The sequence below is a fragment of the Prochlorococcus marinus CUG1415 genome, from assembly GCF_017696015.1.
Classification (GTDB): Bacteria; Cyanobacteriota; Cyanobacteriia; order PCC-6307; family Cyanobiaceae; genus Prochlorococcus_A; species Prochlorococcus_A marinus_AE.
Genome location: NZ_JAAORL010000001.1, coordinates 472,909 through 486,360 on the forward strand (window position 1 = coordinate 472,909; position 13,452 = coordinate 486,360).

The 13,452-nt window shown below is 31.9% G+C and carries 14 protein-coding genes; 5 read left to right on the top strand and 9 right to left on the bottom strand.

Translation table 11 applies throughout. From position 1 onward, the window contains the following. Positions 1-38 precede the first annotated feature (38 nt). On the bottom strand, positions 39-1,226 hold the full coding sequence (gene rpoD, locus HA143_RS02710) for an RNA polymerase sigma factor RpoD (protein WP_209083107.1): 1,188 nt from the start codon (positions 1,224-1,226) through the stop codon (positions 39-41). Positions 1,227-1,550: 324 nt separating this feature from the next. On the opposite strand from rpoD, the gene priA reads away from it, so the two are divergent. Then, positions 1,551-3,824 (top strand): replication restart helicase PriA, encoded by a 2,274-nt coding sequence (gene priA / locus HA143_RS02715; RefSeq protein WP_209083108.1) that lies wholly within the window; start codon positions 1,551-1,553, stop codon positions 3,822-3,824. Here priA and HA143_RS02720 read toward each other — a convergent pair whose 3' ends face one another. From HA143_RS02720 to HA143_RS02730, 3 genes are all read right to left on the bottom strand, one after another. Next, the gene (locus HA143_RS02720; RefSeq protein WP_209083109.1) at positions 3,825-4,934 is read right to left on the bottom strand and encodes a DUF3153 domain-containing protein; all 1,110 of its coding nucleotides are present in this window, start codon (positions 4,932-4,934) and stop codon (positions 3,825-3,827) included. A gap of 3 nt (positions 4,935-4,937) precedes the next feature. Continuing rightward, a complete protein-coding gene (gene argB / locus HA143_RS02725; RefSeq protein ID WP_209083110.1) occupies positions 4,938-5,789 on the bottom strand; it encodes an acetylglutamate kinase in 852 nt (283 codons plus the stop codon). 64 nt (positions 5,790-5,853) lie between these two features. Further along, positions 5,854-6,384, bottom strand: coding sequence for a DUF2854 domain-containing protein (locus HA143_RS02730; RefSeq protein ID WP_209083111.1), 531 nt, complete (start codon positions 6,382-6,384; stop codon positions 5,854-5,856). 42 nt (positions 6,385-6,426) lie between these two features. On the opposite strand from HA143_RS02730, the gene HA143_RS02735 reads away from it, so the two are divergent. Then, positions 6,427-6,609 carry a hypothetical protein gene (locus tag HA143_RS02735; protein ID WP_075440528.1) on the top strand — a complete coding sequence of 61 codons (183 nt, stop codon included), beginning with the start codon at positions 6,427-6,429 and terminating at the stop codon, positions 6,607-6,609. 1 nt (position 6,610) lies between these two features. On the opposite strand, the gene HA143_RS02740 is transcribed toward HA143_RS02735, so the two are convergent. Next, a complete protein-coding gene (locus HA143_RS02740; RefSeq protein WP_209083112.1) occupies positions 6,611-7,036 on the bottom strand; it encodes a single-stranded DNA-binding protein in 426 nt (141 codons plus the stop codon). A gap of 28 nt (positions 7,037-7,064) precedes the next feature. Here HA143_RS02740 and HA143_RS02745 point away from each other — a divergent pair, with 28 nt between their 5' ends. Next, on the top strand, positions 7,065-7,862 hold the full coding sequence (locus HA143_RS02745; protein WP_209083113.1) for a precorrin-6A/cobalt-precorrin-6A reductase: 798 nt from the start codon (positions 7,065-7,067) through the stop codon (positions 7,860-7,862). Positions 7,863-7,875: 13 nt separating this feature from the next. After that, a complete protein-coding gene (cutA, locus tag HA143_RS02750) occupies positions 7,876-8,181 on the top strand; it encodes a divalent-cation tolerance protein CutA (RefSeq protein WP_209083114.1) in 306 nt (101 codons plus the stop codon). A gap of 6 nt (positions 8,182-8,187) precedes the next feature. On the opposite strand, the gene HA143_RS02755 is transcribed toward cutA, so the two are convergent. The 4 genes from HA143_RS02755 to HA143_RS02770 form a co-directional block, all read right to left on the bottom strand. Continuing rightward, positions 8,188-9,192 carry an adenosine kinase gene (locus HA143_RS02755; RefSeq protein WP_209083115.1) on the bottom strand — a complete coding sequence of 335 codons (1,005 nt, stop codon included), beginning with the start codon at positions 9,190-9,192 and terminating at the stop codon, positions 8,188-8,190. Between the two features lie 15 nt (positions 9,193-9,207). After that, a complete protein-coding gene (locus HA143_RS02760) occupies positions 9,208-10,518 on the bottom strand; it encodes an adenylosuccinate synthase (RefSeq protein WP_209083116.1) in 1,311 nt (436 codons plus the stop codon). Positions 10,519-10,599: 81 nt separating this feature from the next. Beyond that, positions 10,600-11,037 carry a photosystem II protein Psb27 gene (gene psb27, locus HA143_RS02765; RefSeq protein WP_209083117.1) on the bottom strand — a complete coding sequence of 146 codons (438 nt, stop codon included), beginning with the start codon at positions 11,035-11,037 and terminating at the stop codon, positions 10,600-10,602. A gap of 26 nt (positions 11,038-11,063) precedes the next feature. Continuing rightward, positions 11,064-12,866, bottom strand: a complete 1,803-nt coding sequence (locus HA143_RS02770) for a proline--tRNA ligase (RefSeq protein WP_209083118.1) — start codon at positions 12,864-12,866, stop codon at positions 11,064-11,066. A gap of 175 nt (positions 12,867-13,041) precedes the next feature. Between HA143_RS02770 and HA143_RS02775 the strand changes: the two genes are divergently transcribed. Continuing rightward, entirely contained in the window at positions 13,042-13,392 is a 351-nt protein-coding gene (locus HA143_RS02775) for a resolvase (protein WP_209083119.1), read from the top strand. Positions 13,393-13,452: the final 60 nt, after the last annotated feature.

A 13,452-nucleotide genomic window follows, 5' to 3' on the forward strand; every position in this document is an offset into this window, starting at 1 on the left:
TGCAACTTTTTAAAGCTGCAAATTATATTTAACTTTTTTTATTTTATATATTCTTTTAAAACACCATTTCGATTTGGATGTCTTAGTTTTCGGAGTGCTTTTGCTTCTATTTGTCTAATTCTTTCTCTTGTCACATCAAAAATCTGTCCAATTTCTTCAAGAGTTTTCATTCTTCCATCATCAATTCCATATCTCAACCTTAGAACATCTCTTTCCCTTGGACTTAGAGTTGCTAAGACTCCTTCTAAATCTTCTCTCAATAAAGTTTTAGAAACATCTTGCTCTGGATTTTCTATGTCAGCCTCTATAAAGTCTCCAAGTCTTGAGTCTTCTTCTTTACCTATTGGAGTTTCTAAAGAAATAGGTAACTGAGCGCTTTTAGCTATAAATCTTAATTTTTCAATTGTCATTTCCATACTCTCAGCTATTTCTTCTTCACTTGGTTTCCTTCCGAATTCTTGGCTAAGAACCTTTGTGGTTTTTTTTATTCTGGATATTGTCTCGTATAAATGAACTGGCAATCTAATAGTTCTACTTTGGTCTGCGATTGCTCTAGTTATGGCTTGGCGAATCCACCAAGTAGCATAAGTAGAGAATTTATAACCTTTTTCATGGTCAAATTTTTCGGCTGCCCTAATCAAACCTAAACTTCCTTCTTGTATTAAATCCTGAAATGATAAACCTCTATTCATATATTTTTTGGCAATGGAAACAACTAATCTTAAGTTTGATTGAACCATTTTTTCTTTAGCTCTTCTTCCTAAAAGAAGTCTTCTTCTGAATTTAGAAAGAGGCATATCTATTAATTCCGCCCATTCTCTAACAGATGGGAAATGACCTTTTTCTGACTCATATTGAGTTGCTAATTCTTCTAATTGGAGTAGGTCAGCAATTTTTCTAGCAAGTTCAATTTCTTCATCTGGTCTTAAGAGTCTTATTCTTCCAATCTCTTGGAGGTAAACTCTTATTGAATCTTCAGTGTATATACCTTTGGGCCCAAGCTTTATGTTCCCAATCTCTTTATCTTCCTCTTCAGAATCTCTAAAATCATTATTATTTTCAGTACTAATTTCGTTTAAATCAGAAGATGTCTGTAAATTTTGACTATTGTTATCATTTCCATTTTTTTCTGCAACTACTGTTTCTAGGTTAGTATTGATTTTCTTATTAATCTTTTTTTTTGAACTAGGATTAGAATTCTTTGATTCTGCTGCGACTGGGCACATAATTTACTCCTTTCTACGGTGAATTTAACTAGATAAAATTTTATTTAGGGCTAATTTGTACATTTAGTAGTAAATCCCCCTTAATGTTTAAAAGAACTTTTTCACGAAAAGTGAATAAAAAAAGTTTTTCTAAATTGTTGAAAAATTTAAATAGTGCTATAGATTACCTAAAGTAAAAAGTCTTGGGATTTCTCAGACAGGCAGATCAGTTTTTGAATTTTCACTCAATGATCCAAGCTTCATGTCTCCCTTAAGAGCAGGATACTTACAATGTGCAAAAAACACTTTGTGGAATGTTCAACAATCCAATACTAAGAAAAAGTTTTGAAGCCGGCAAGTAATCAGTTATCAAATATCTCTTTTAGATTCGAGGTTTTGCTTGATATAGGCAGTATTAGTGATGGCTTTTACTATTTAGATGGAAATAATCTTGGCGTAGAAGTGGGTGATATTGTAACTGTAAAGCTTAGAGGGAGGTTATTAAATGGGCTGGTGATCTCAAAAGAAGACTTTTCAAAAATAAATAATGATGAAACAAATATTACTGGAAGAAGAATAAAATATTTGTTTGTTGAAGGTATTTTGCAGAAAAAAATAATTGATGACTGGTGGAGAGAATGGATGGAGTCCTTAGCTTCTTTTTATATGGTTAGTAATTTAAAAATGTTTAAAACGGCATTCCCACCAGGTTGGATTGGTAAACATAAGCAAATTTCCCAAGGTTTAAAAGATCAAATATGGATTAAAACCAAGAAAGAATTAGATATTAAAAAAAATCAATTTACCAAGAAAGAAGTCTTATTAATAAATACTTTGCCTAAACAAGGTAATTGGCAAATTGAATTAATCAAGTCTGGTTTTAATTACAATCTCATAAAGTCAATGGTTAGTAAAAATTACCTTGTTAAATCTAAAAGAAAAAAAATAATAAATCCTAAAATAAATTACTTTTTAAATGATCATAGTGCAATAAAAAAACCAAATCTTACAAGTGAACAGAAAATTGCATTTCAAGAATTTCAAGCAATGAAACCTGGACATGTTTTAATGCTCTGGGGTGAAACTGGTTCAGGCAAAACAGAAGTTTATATGAGAATGTCTGAAGATCAATTAAATAATGAAAAAAGTTGTTTGATCCTTGCTCCTGAGATTGGCCTGATTCCTCAACTGGTTGATAGATTTAGTAGCCGATTTAATAATGTTGTTTATGAATATCATAGTAACTGCTCTTCTAGTCATAGAACTTTAGTTTGGAAGCAAGTCATTAATACTAATGAACCCCTAATAGTTATAGGAACAAGGTCCGCAGTATTTCTTCCAATTAAAAATCTAGGATTAATAATAATGGATGAAGAACATGATATTTCATATAAACAAGATAGCCCTATGCCTTGTTATGACGCAAGAGAAGTTGCTATTGAAATAGTAAAAAGGAATTCTGCAAAGCTAATATTTGGAAGCGCAACCCCATCAATGCAGACATGGAAAAAATGTATTTATGAAAAGAATTTTAAATTGGTACGAATGATTCAAAGGATATCTATGAATGAGGTGCCTGAAATAAGAATTATTGATATGAGAGATGAATTTAAGAAAGGCAACATGAAAATTTTATCCAATGAATTATTAAACTTGCTTCCTCAGCTACCCTTAAAGAATGAACAAGCAATAATTTTGATTCCTAGAAGGGGACATAGTGGTTTTTTAAGTTGTAGATATTGTGGATATTTAATAAATTGTCCAAACTGTGACGTCCCTTTATCCGTACATCTTGGTTCACAAGGAAAAAAATGGTTAAGTTGTCATTGGTGTGATCATAAATCGAGAATGATCAATCATTGTCCGGATTGTAATTCAATTGCCTTCAAGCCTTTTGGAATAGGGACTCAAAGAGTTATGGAGTTTTTAAATGAAGAATTTCCGGATTTAAGAGTTCTTAGATTTGATCGCGATACAACCTCAAGTAAGGATGGCCATAGAGATATTCTTGCAAAGTTTTCTAAAGGAGCAGCTGATATTCTTGTAGGAACTCAAATGTTGGCAAAAGGGATTGACATTCCTAATATTACTCTTTCAGTAGTTATCGCGGCAGATGGATTGCTCCATCGTCCAGATATTTCAGCAGAAGAGAAATCATTACAATTATTTTTACAATTGGCTGGGAGATCAGGAAGAGCTCAAAAAAAAGGAAAAGTTATTTTTCAAACATATAAACCGAACCATCCTGTTATTTCATACCTTCAGAAAAGAGATTATGAAAGATTTTTAACTGAAAATTCGAAATTGAGAAAAGATGCCAATTTATTCCCATTCTGTAAGGTTTGCCTAATAAAGTTATCTGGTGAAAATCATGAATTAACAGAATTAGTTGCAATTAAAGTGGCAAAATATCTGCTAAATTTTTGTGAGCAAAATAACTGGAAATTAATTGGTCCTGCTCCATGTTTAATTGCTAAAGTTGGGAAAAAATTTAGATGGCAGATATTAATACATGGTCCTGAAGGTTCAAAAATACCTTTGCCAGATAGGTCATTATTATGGAAACTTATTCCAAAAAATATTTTTTTAACAATTGACGTTAATCCAGTAGAGTTGTAATTATTTTGCTGGAAGTTGAGGCAAATCTGTACCTAACTTAAATCTATAGAATCTTAATGAATAAGCCAATATTATTATTATTAAAATAATAGATATCCCAATCAACAATTTGTTCCAGCTCCAGAAAGAAAATTCGAGACTATTAATCTGCCCAAGATTTAAATTCCAAATTATCAGATTTCTTGTAATTTCTGAATTTGAATTTTTTTCACCAGTAAGGGTAGCTTTATTTGGGGGAATGATTTTGAAAATTAGTTCAAAATTATCAAAACTTTGAATCGACTTAAGATCCAAATCTAACCTGTAAAAGTATTTTTTAAAAAAAATGAAGTTTTTTTGAGTAGTATTAATTTCTATATTTGTTGAGCCTCCCGCTAACTCTCCAGCTATATTTTGGGAGATTTTAAGAACTTGCTTTGTATCTTCTAGATTGAGATTTTTATGTTTCAAAGAAAATGTCGATTCGTCTTGTTCAATTTCTGCGTCAGGAAAAATATCTTTCATCTTCTCTTCAAATTTTAATTGCCAGGGAAATTTCTTTATGTATTTACTTTCTATCACTAAATTATTGGATATTGAATCAAGTTCTCTAAGATCAAGGTTGTCTTCAACTTTAACGCAGCCACTTAAAAGTGGAATTAATAATAATAGTATTAAAAAAATGATCAGTGAAAAGCCTTTCTGAAAGGGTTTTGTTTCACCAGTTGGAGTCTCAGTTACATTGATAAATTTCTTTTTCTCCAATACTGCTTTTTTTTTGCGCAGTGAGTTAAGAGATTTTTGATTTAGTGATGAGTCACTTTCAAACTGTACGTTCCAATTTTCTGGCTTTTTAATTTCAGGAGAGTCAATAACTTCCATCAAATATTTTGCATTTTCTCTCGTCTTATTATCGTAAGATTTTAGAAGTTCTTTACAAAACCTTTTAGCCTCCTCCTTTTTATTGATGCCACAAAGAGCAGTAATTAAGATTGTTCTTAAATTCACTCCCTCTTTACTAGACAAAGGAAATGATTCGATTAAAGGTAAAAGAAATTCAATACAATAATGATACTCACCTCTAGCTAAAGCAAGTTCTACTGTTTCTAAAACTTGCTCATAAGTTTTCATAGGTTAGGCTACTATCATTGTACCTATTCCTGAATTTGTAAAAATCTCAAGAAGTAATGAATGTTCTATTCTTCCATCAATTATGTGAGCTGCTTTGACTCCTTGTGCTAAAGCTCTTATACAGCATTCTGTCTTTGGAATCATACCTTCAGTCACAATTTCTTTATCAATAAAATCTCTTGCCTCTTTGAGATTAGTTTTTTCAACAAGACTATTTTTGTTATCTTTTTCTTTTAAAATCCCTTGAGTATCAGTAAGAAGAATAAGTTTTTCTGCATTTATTGCAGCAGCAATTTCTCCAGCAACAAAATCTGCATTAATGTTATGGGAAATACCCTCCAAGGTTGATCCAATACTAGAAATAATAGGGATATATCCTTTAGAAATAAGAGGATCTAATATTTCAGGATTGATTTTTGTAACCTCTCCCACCAAGCCATGGCTACCATCGCCTAGTTCTCTAGATTGAATTAAGTTGCCATCAAGACCTGATATGCCCACAGCTAAGGATCCATTTTTATTAATGCCTTTTACAATTTGTTTGTTAACTCTACCCATTAGAACCATCTCAACAATTTCCATTGTTTTTTGATCAGTAATTCTTAATCCATTTTCGAATTTAGGAGATATTTCTAATTTCTTTAACCAATTATTAATCTCGGGTCCTCCTCCATGAATCACTATCGGACAAACCCCAACGGTTGATAGAAGTGCTATGTCTCTAAAAAAAGCATTTTTTAAATCATCCTCCTCCATAACAGAACCACCATACTTGATAACAATTTTTTTACCTGAGAAACTTTGTATATATGGAAGTGCTTCGCTTAATATTGATACTCTTTGAGAATCATTCATTATTATAATTAATTAAAAATTGATTGAATTGAGAAATTATGTTTTTACAAATATATCCCTATATTCAATAAAAAAGAATAAAATCAAATTCCTTTTTATTATCGTCGATAATAAATTCTGATTCAAGACCTTTGACGAAAAACCTGTTTAATCTTTCTTGTTTTTCAATCCATTTTTCTAGAGGGACAGCGTTTAATTCGAAGCGCATTCTGAGACCATTTTTTTCTTCCTTTGTAATCTCTTCTATCTCTTTTAGTTGAGGGGGATTATCCTCGTCCCACAAATTTAAAGATTCTAATGACGATTCAAGATGAGCTTTTATACCATACCTCCATCTTGTGACATCTTTAACTAGTGCGGTTAATTCTTTTGGTCTATTAAATTTATTTGTCGCAAAATTTGTCTTGTCAAGCAACTCTACAGGAGGTATTTCGGAAGTCTTTAAACCTAATCCAATTAGAAAAATAGGTACTCCATAAAAAAAAGTAGGTACACTTAAATTTACTGAGTCTGTAAAATAAGCAGTCATTCCAACAAAAGCTAATATACCCCCAGCAGTTACGATTAAGTTTCCAGGCGATAAGTATTTCTTCATTTTGATTTAGTAGAATGAGTTTTAAATGGGCTAACAAGTATTATGCAAGATCCTAATACTGCAAATCAAGGAGATTTAATTTTTAAACTTGATCAAGATAGAGCATGGCTATTAGAAAATCTTGATAAGGGTAAATGGCCAGAAATTAGAAGCGAACTTGCCGCGCTTGAAAGAAAAATAAGCAAATTAATTATAAGTGTTCAAGAAAATAATGTTGATATTTGATTTAAAAAGGTATTTCGTCAACTTCAGGTACTAAAGGTGAACTATCCCAACTAGATTTTTTGGTGCTTTCTTTATTTTCAAATGACTCATTATTTTCTTTTTGATCTGATTTAATAACGTCAATTGGCGATATTTGATGAATCTTTGAAGCTGTTAGTTCTGGTTGCTTTTCTTTGGTTCCGTCTTTTCTAGTGACAGAATTCATCTTTAGACGTCCCTCAATAACAATATTTTGTCCCTCCTTTAGTTCATCTACCATTTCCTGGGCAATATTTCCCCATCCTATGATCTTGAGATCTCTGGTTGGATCTTCACTACGTAATCCTTTAAAATTAACAATCATTTCTGCAATTGGAGTTTGGTTTTCTTTGGTATACCTCATTTGGGGAGCGCTATTAATTACCGCCTGAATTAAACAATGATTCATTAGTTACTATTTAATTAAAGACATACTGATGCAGAATCAAGAAAATTGCTATAAAAATGTTTGGATCCTATCAGGAACTTCGGATGGACCTGTAATAGCTAATAGGCTTCTTGAACTTAATTATTCAGTTTTTGCAAGTGTTTTAACTTATAAAGCAGGGCAAGCTTATATTGAAAATCCAAAATTACATATCATTACGGGTAAATTAAATAATAAAGATGAAATAATTAATTTCATAAAAAGAAATCAAATCAAATGCGTTTTAGATGCTACTCATCCGTTTGCAGTGATAATTTCTAAAAATCTTAATGATGCATGTAAAGAAATTAATACGCCTCTTCTAATATTTGAGAGAAAATCTCTAATAAATACCACTAATAATTTTTTTTATATTGATGATTTAAAGGATATAAATAACGTTGATCTGGAAAATAAGAATATTCTTCTGGCAATAGGATCAAGATTCCTTAACGAGACAGCTAATTATTATATGAATTGTAAAGCAAATGTATTTACAAGGGTACTTCCAACTTATGAGAGTATAACTAAAGCTTTTGGATCATGTATTAAAAATTCAAATATAGCGATACTTGAACCGAGTAAAAATAATGAAAGTATTTTAGAAAAAAAACTTTGTGATTTTTGGGAGATAGATTATGTTCTATGCAGAGACTCTGGAAGTTATTCTCAGAAAAACTGGGAGAGTATAGTTTCTGGAAGTAAAATGAAGTTATTTTTGGTTAAAAGGCCGAAAGTTAAAAATGTTTATTCTTGCTCTTTCAATCAATATGAGCATTTGATAGATCACATAATCACAAAAATTTGATTTTTAATGCATTATGGAAATTTTAATTATGCTTATAACTGAATCAAGTAAAACAAAAGCTTTGCGACTTGCTAAGTTACTGGTACAAAAAAAACTTGCGGCTTGTGTTTCGATAAAGCAAATTTTCTCCATATATGAGTGGCAAGATCAAATTGAAGAAACTAAAGAGTTTGAAATCACAATAAAAAGTAAACCAGAATTAAAGGATGATTTAATTAATTTCCTTCACAAAAATTCCACATATGAAGTTCCTCAAATTATCTACAACAAATACAAGACTGAGAAGAAATATTTTGATTGGCTGAATAAGACTATTTGATTAAACTTATTTTATTAACTCTTTTAGATCAATATTGGATCTAGATCCTAATTGTGTAATTATCTGACCTGCACAAATTGAACCTATCTCTCCACATTTTTTTAAGGAATAATTATTTATTAATCCATGAATAAATCCTCCTGCATAAATATCTCCTGCTCCAGTAGTATCAATAACTTTCCCCTTTGAAATTGACTTAATTACTTCTACCTCATCTTTGTTAATTATAAGAGAACCATTGCTTCCAAGAGTTACCACAACTAATTCACATAAGGAGGAGAGGTCTCCTTGGCAGTCAGCTAATTTATTTTTTTTAAATAGGCTTAAAACCTCGGATTCGTTGCAAAAAACAACATCTACATATTTATCAATTAATTCCAAGAAACTTTCTCGATGTCTATCTACACAAAATGAATCAGACAATGAGAGAATTATTTTTGTATTAGATAGTTTCGCAATTTGAGCAGCTTTGAGAAAAGCATTCTTAGCTAATTCTCCGTCCCATAAATAACCTTCTAAATACAAGTATTTTGTTCTCTTTAGTACACTAAAATCAATGTCTTCGGGTTCAAACTCTATAGATGCCCCAAGGTAGGTGCACATAGTTCTCTGAGCATCAGGTGTAATCAAAATAATTGAATGAGCTGTTGAAGCTCCTTCATTAGTGGGGGGAGTATTAAATATAGTTTTACTTTTTTTTATATCGGAAGAAAAGAACTTACCAAATTGATCATTTTTCACCCTTCCAATAAACTGCACATCATTACCTAACTCTGCTAAACATACAACGGTATTTGCTGAGGACCCACCTGATATTTGTTTGATAACTTTGCAATTCTTTAACAATTTCTGGGATTCATCAGAATTAATGAGATTCATTGATCCTTTCTCTAAATTATTTATCTCAAGAAAATCATCTTCAATATTGACAATAATATCTACTATTGCGTTGCCCAGACCAATTAGGTCAACTATTTTATTTTGTTCAAGATGTCTAAAGGATTCCCTCATTAATTTTTAAATAAATCACCTTAAAAGTGCTCTTTTAGGTCCGTGAATTGGGTCTTCAATGACTATGGTTTGATCTCTATTTGCCCCCAATGAGACAATAGCAATTGGGACCTCCATTAATTCAGCTAAAAACCTGAGATAATTCATGGCATTTTCAGGGAGATCAGAAAGCATTTTGCAATCTGCAGTTGAACATTGCCAACCTTTTAATTTTTTGAAGATTGGCTTACATTTTTTTAAGTCATCTGAGTTTGTTGGGAAATAGTCTATTTCCTCTCCATCTAAGTCATATGCAATGCAAACTTGAATCTCATCTAATTCATCTAATACATCTAGTTTTGTAACTGCTAAACAATCAAGACCATTTACAGATACAGCATATTTACCAATTACTCCATCAAACCATCCACATCTCCTCCTCCTACCAGTAGTAGTTCCAAATTCACTGCCTCTATCACAAAGTTGATCGTTGATGCTGCCCTGCAATTCAGTTGGGAATGGACCCTCACCAACTCTTGTGGTGTATGCTTTTGCAACTCCTATAACTCTATCGATTAACGTGGGACCAACCCCAGCTCCAATGCATGCTCCCCCTGATATAGGGTTTGATGATGTAACAAAAGGATAAGTCCCATGATCTAAGTCAAGCAGAGTACCTTGAGCACCTTCAAATAGAATATTCTTCTTATTTTTTGAGGCTGCATGGATTGTTCTTGTACAGTCAACCACATGCTTTGATAATCTTTGTCCAAAGTTAAGATATTCTTCGACAATGTCTTCTAATTTAAGAGGTTTAATGCCATAAATTTTTTCTAGTAGGCCATTTTTTTCTCGCAATGGAATTTCTATCACATCAATTAGCCTTTCTCTATTGAGCAAATCTCTTACTCTAATTCCATTCCTTTGCGCCTTGTCCGCATAAGTTGGACCAATCCCTCGACCTGTTGTCCCTATTTTATTTGAACCCCTATCAGCTTCCATAGCTTCATCTAATATCCTATGGTAGGGCATTGTTACATGTGATGTTGATGAAATCTTCAATCCTGAGATATCAATTCCATTATCAATTAACATATCAATTTCTTTTAGCAAGATTTTTGGATCTACAACTGTTCCTGATCCAATTAAGCAAGTAGTATTTTTATAAAGTATCCCGGAAGGGATTAAATGTAATTTTAAGACTTTATCATCAACAACTATAGTATGCCCTGCATTTACCCCCCCCTGGTAACGTACGACTACATCAGCCGAACGACTTAGTAAATCGGTTATTTTACCTTTTCCTTCGTCACCCCATTGGGCTCCGATTACAACAACATTGGCCAATTTTAGAAGAGCATTATTTTTGTGCGAATATTTAATATATTCAAAAATCTTGGTTTACTTTTAAAAAGTAAATGAATTGTATCAACTTTCTCTGAGAACCATTTTTTCAGCAAGAGAAAATTCTTTGGTTAAACGCTCCTTCAGTTTATCTGGTAAAGGTCTACTTGCAAAGTTTTTGTAATGGCCTGCCATAGCATTTAATGCTGTTTGCATTGTGGTAAATGATTGAGTTTTGTTAACCATTCCTCTATTTCTATATCTAGAAATGTAGTCAGTAATGAGGGTAAGAGCTTCACTTCTTACTTCGTCTTTATTTGGAGAATCTTTTGGAGTATCAACAGCTGTTTGTAATGTTTGCACAACTGAAATTGTATCTTTTGCATAGTCACCTGTCATTGAGGTTTTTACAGCTATGGAAGGGGAACTAAATAATGTAAAAATAACAGTCAAAGAAAGTGCGAAAGATATAGCTTTGGTAAGATTTTTTAAAATTAATTCTGATTTCAATTTCAGTAACATAACTTAGCTCCAAAAAAAAATTAGCCTTAAGAATTTTTATTGTACATTATTTCTGATTCGGAAATAAATTTTTCCAACAATTTATCGACACTTATTTTAAAAAAGACATTATTTGCTCTGCATTTAAGTTCTACTTCTTTGTTAATAGAATCTTTACCAATAATTATCTGGAAAGGAATACCAATTAATTCGGCATCTTTAAATTTTACGCCCGCCCTATCTTCTCTATCATCAAGGAGTACATCAATTTTATTAATAATTAAATTATTATATATTTGCTCTGTAAGCTCTCTTTGAATAGGATCTTTTAGGTTCGTTGGAATAATAATAACTTCAAAAGGAGAAATCTGGATCGGCCAACAAATACCCTTTTGATCATGATTCTGTTCAATTGCAGCCTGGGCTATTCTGGTTACTCCAATTCCATAACAACCCATCCACAAATTCTTTAATTCACCGTCCTTGTCAGAAAATTTAGCATTTAATTTTTCACTATATTTTTGACCTAGTTGGAAAATATGTCCAATTTCTATGCCTTTTTTTTCTTTAAGTTCCTCATTATCATCAATTTTGATTTTATCTCCTTTTTTAGCATTCCTGATATCCTCAATTAGATAATCTTTTGAGAAAAAAGAAAAATCCTGAAAAACCTTATGGAGATCAACTTTATTTGCGCCACTTATAAATGTTGAGAGATTACTCGCAGAATGATCTATTATTCTGGTCCATGTTTTATCCCAATTAGAACTTGCTTTAATCGTTTCATTATCTAAGTCTGGCCCGATAAAGCCTAAAGGAAAATCAACTAGGTTTTCTTCGATAATGTTTTTGTCTTCAATTTTCAGAAGTTTAAGAAGGCTGGAACTATAAATTGTATTTATCAGGTTAAAAAGCTTTACTTCATTAATATGTTGGTCGCCTCTAATGCATGCAAGAACCGGGACTTCCGATTTGCCTTCGAACTTTGCAAGGAATACTACGACTTTAATAATCTGACTAGGGTCTAAATTATTATTTTTACAAACCTCGAGGATTGTTTTTTGTTGAGGTGTATCTATCCAGCCTGAAATATTCTCTTTTAATGGAATAGGTTGAGAGGGAATGGAAATAGCTTTTTCGATATTTGCAGCATAAGAACCGCTTTGCGTAAACAAGATGGAATCTTCACCAGAATCTGCAGTGACCATGAATTCTTTGGAGGAAGCTCCGCCAATGGCCCCACTATCTGCCTCAACCCCTACGGTCTCTAGTCCACAAGATTGAAAAATATTTTCATAAGCTTTGCCCACCTTTTTATAAAATAAAGCTAGATCGTTTTCTGAAGAATGGAAAGAATAACCATCTTTCATTATAAATTCTCTACTTCTCATTAATCCAAACCTTGGCCTTATTTCATCTCTAAATTTTGTCTGAATTTGGTAAAAACATTGAGGTAATTGCTTATAGGAATTTATGATCTCTGATGCAATACTGGTGATCACCTCTTCGTGCGTTGGGGCCAAACCAAATTCTTTCCCTTGTCTATCTTTGAGATTAAACATTATCCCTTCTCCTGCCGTATATCCTTCCCACCTTTCACTTCTCTTCCATAAATCTGCGGGATGAAGTTGGGGTAAAAGTAATTTTGTGCAACCAATACTATTAAGTTCCCTATCTATTATTGCGGATATTTTTTCAATAACTCTAAGCATTATAGGCATGTATGCATAAATGCCGCTGTTAATTCTGCGAATATAACCAGCTTTTAAAAGTAATTGATGTGAAATAATCTCAGCTTCAGAAGGTGTGTCACGAAGTGTCCCCAGAGGAAATGAGGTGGTCACGCGCATACAAAAAAATCCTTAATAATATTTAATTTTATCAATTAAGATAAAAAAAAAAATTGAAGTGTCTTGAGTCCCTCAACGCTACTAGTCTAGAAATATTCTTTCTGCTAACTTCTTCAGTAATGAAGTTCAAATTCTTTTCAAAAGTTCATTATTTTTAAAACATTCTCTTAATATTATGGAAAATATAGATTCCAATATTTCTAGCGAAGAAGAATTAGTAGGTATTGATGAAGTTCAAAAATTCCTAAATAGATCAAGAGCTTCTGTTTATAGATATACAAATACTGATTTAAGAAATTTAAACCCCAGTTTTAATCCAAGAAAATTAAATCCCGAATTTAGAACTGATCAAAAAGATCCCTTAAAGTTCCACCCTAATGAAGTAGCAAGATTTGCTAAAGATATTTTAAGAATTAAGGAAGTTACTGTAGAAGTATTCAATACACCTTCCTCAGCAGCTCAAAACATACTTGTACAAATTTTAGACGAATTAAAATTTATTAGGTCGTTATTAGAAAAAGAATAATTAAAAATTTGCTCGAGAATGTTTTGATTTATTGACATTTAGAATGTAGGATAATTATGT

Coding starts and splice junctions, on each gene's coding strand:
- HA143_RS02720 (WP_209083109.1), bottom strand. CDS start 4,934: ATGAAAACTTATGAGCAAGTTTTAGAAACAGTAGAACTTGCTTTAGCT.
- HA143_RS02735 (WP_075440528.1), top strand. CDS start 6,427: ATGCAAGATCCTAATACTGCAAATCAAGGAGATTTAATTTTTAAACTT.
- psb27 (WP_209083117.1), bottom strand. CDS start 11,037: ATGTTACTGAAATTGAAATCAGAATTAATTTTAAAAAATCTTACCAAA.
- HA143_RS02730 (WP_209083111.1), bottom strand. CDS start 6,384: ATGAAGAAATACTTATCGCCTGGAAACTTAATCGTAACTGCTGGGGGT.
- argB (WP_209083110.1), bottom strand. CDS start 5,789: ATGAATGATTCTCAAAGAGTATCAATATTAAGCGAAGCACTTCCATAT.
- HA143_RS02775 (WP_209083119.1), top strand. CDS start 13,042: ATGGAAAATATAGATTCCAATATTTCTAGCGAAGAAGAATTAGTAGGT.
- rpoD (WP_209083107.1), bottom strand. CDS start 1,226: ATGTGCCCAGTCGCAGCAGAATCAAAGAATTCTAATCCTAGTTCAAAA.
- HA143_RS02755 (WP_209083115.1), bottom strand. CDS start 9,192: ATGAGGGAATCCTTTAGACATCTTGAACAAAATAAAATAGTTGACCTA.
- cutA (WP_209083114.1), top strand. CDS start 7,876: ATGGAAATTTTAATTATGCTTATAACTGAATCAAGTAAAACAAAAGCT.
- HA143_RS02740 (WP_209083112.1), bottom strand. CDS start 7,036: ATGAATCATTGTTTAATTCAGGCGGTAATTAATAGCGCTCCCCAAATG.
- HA143_RS02770 (WP_209083118.1), bottom strand. CDS start 12,866: ATGCGCGTGACCACCTCATTTCCTCTGGGGACACTTCGTGACACACCT.
- HA143_RS02745 (WP_209083113.1), top strand. CDS start 7,065: ATGCAGAATCAAGAAAATTGCTATAAAAATGTTTGGATCCTATCAGGA.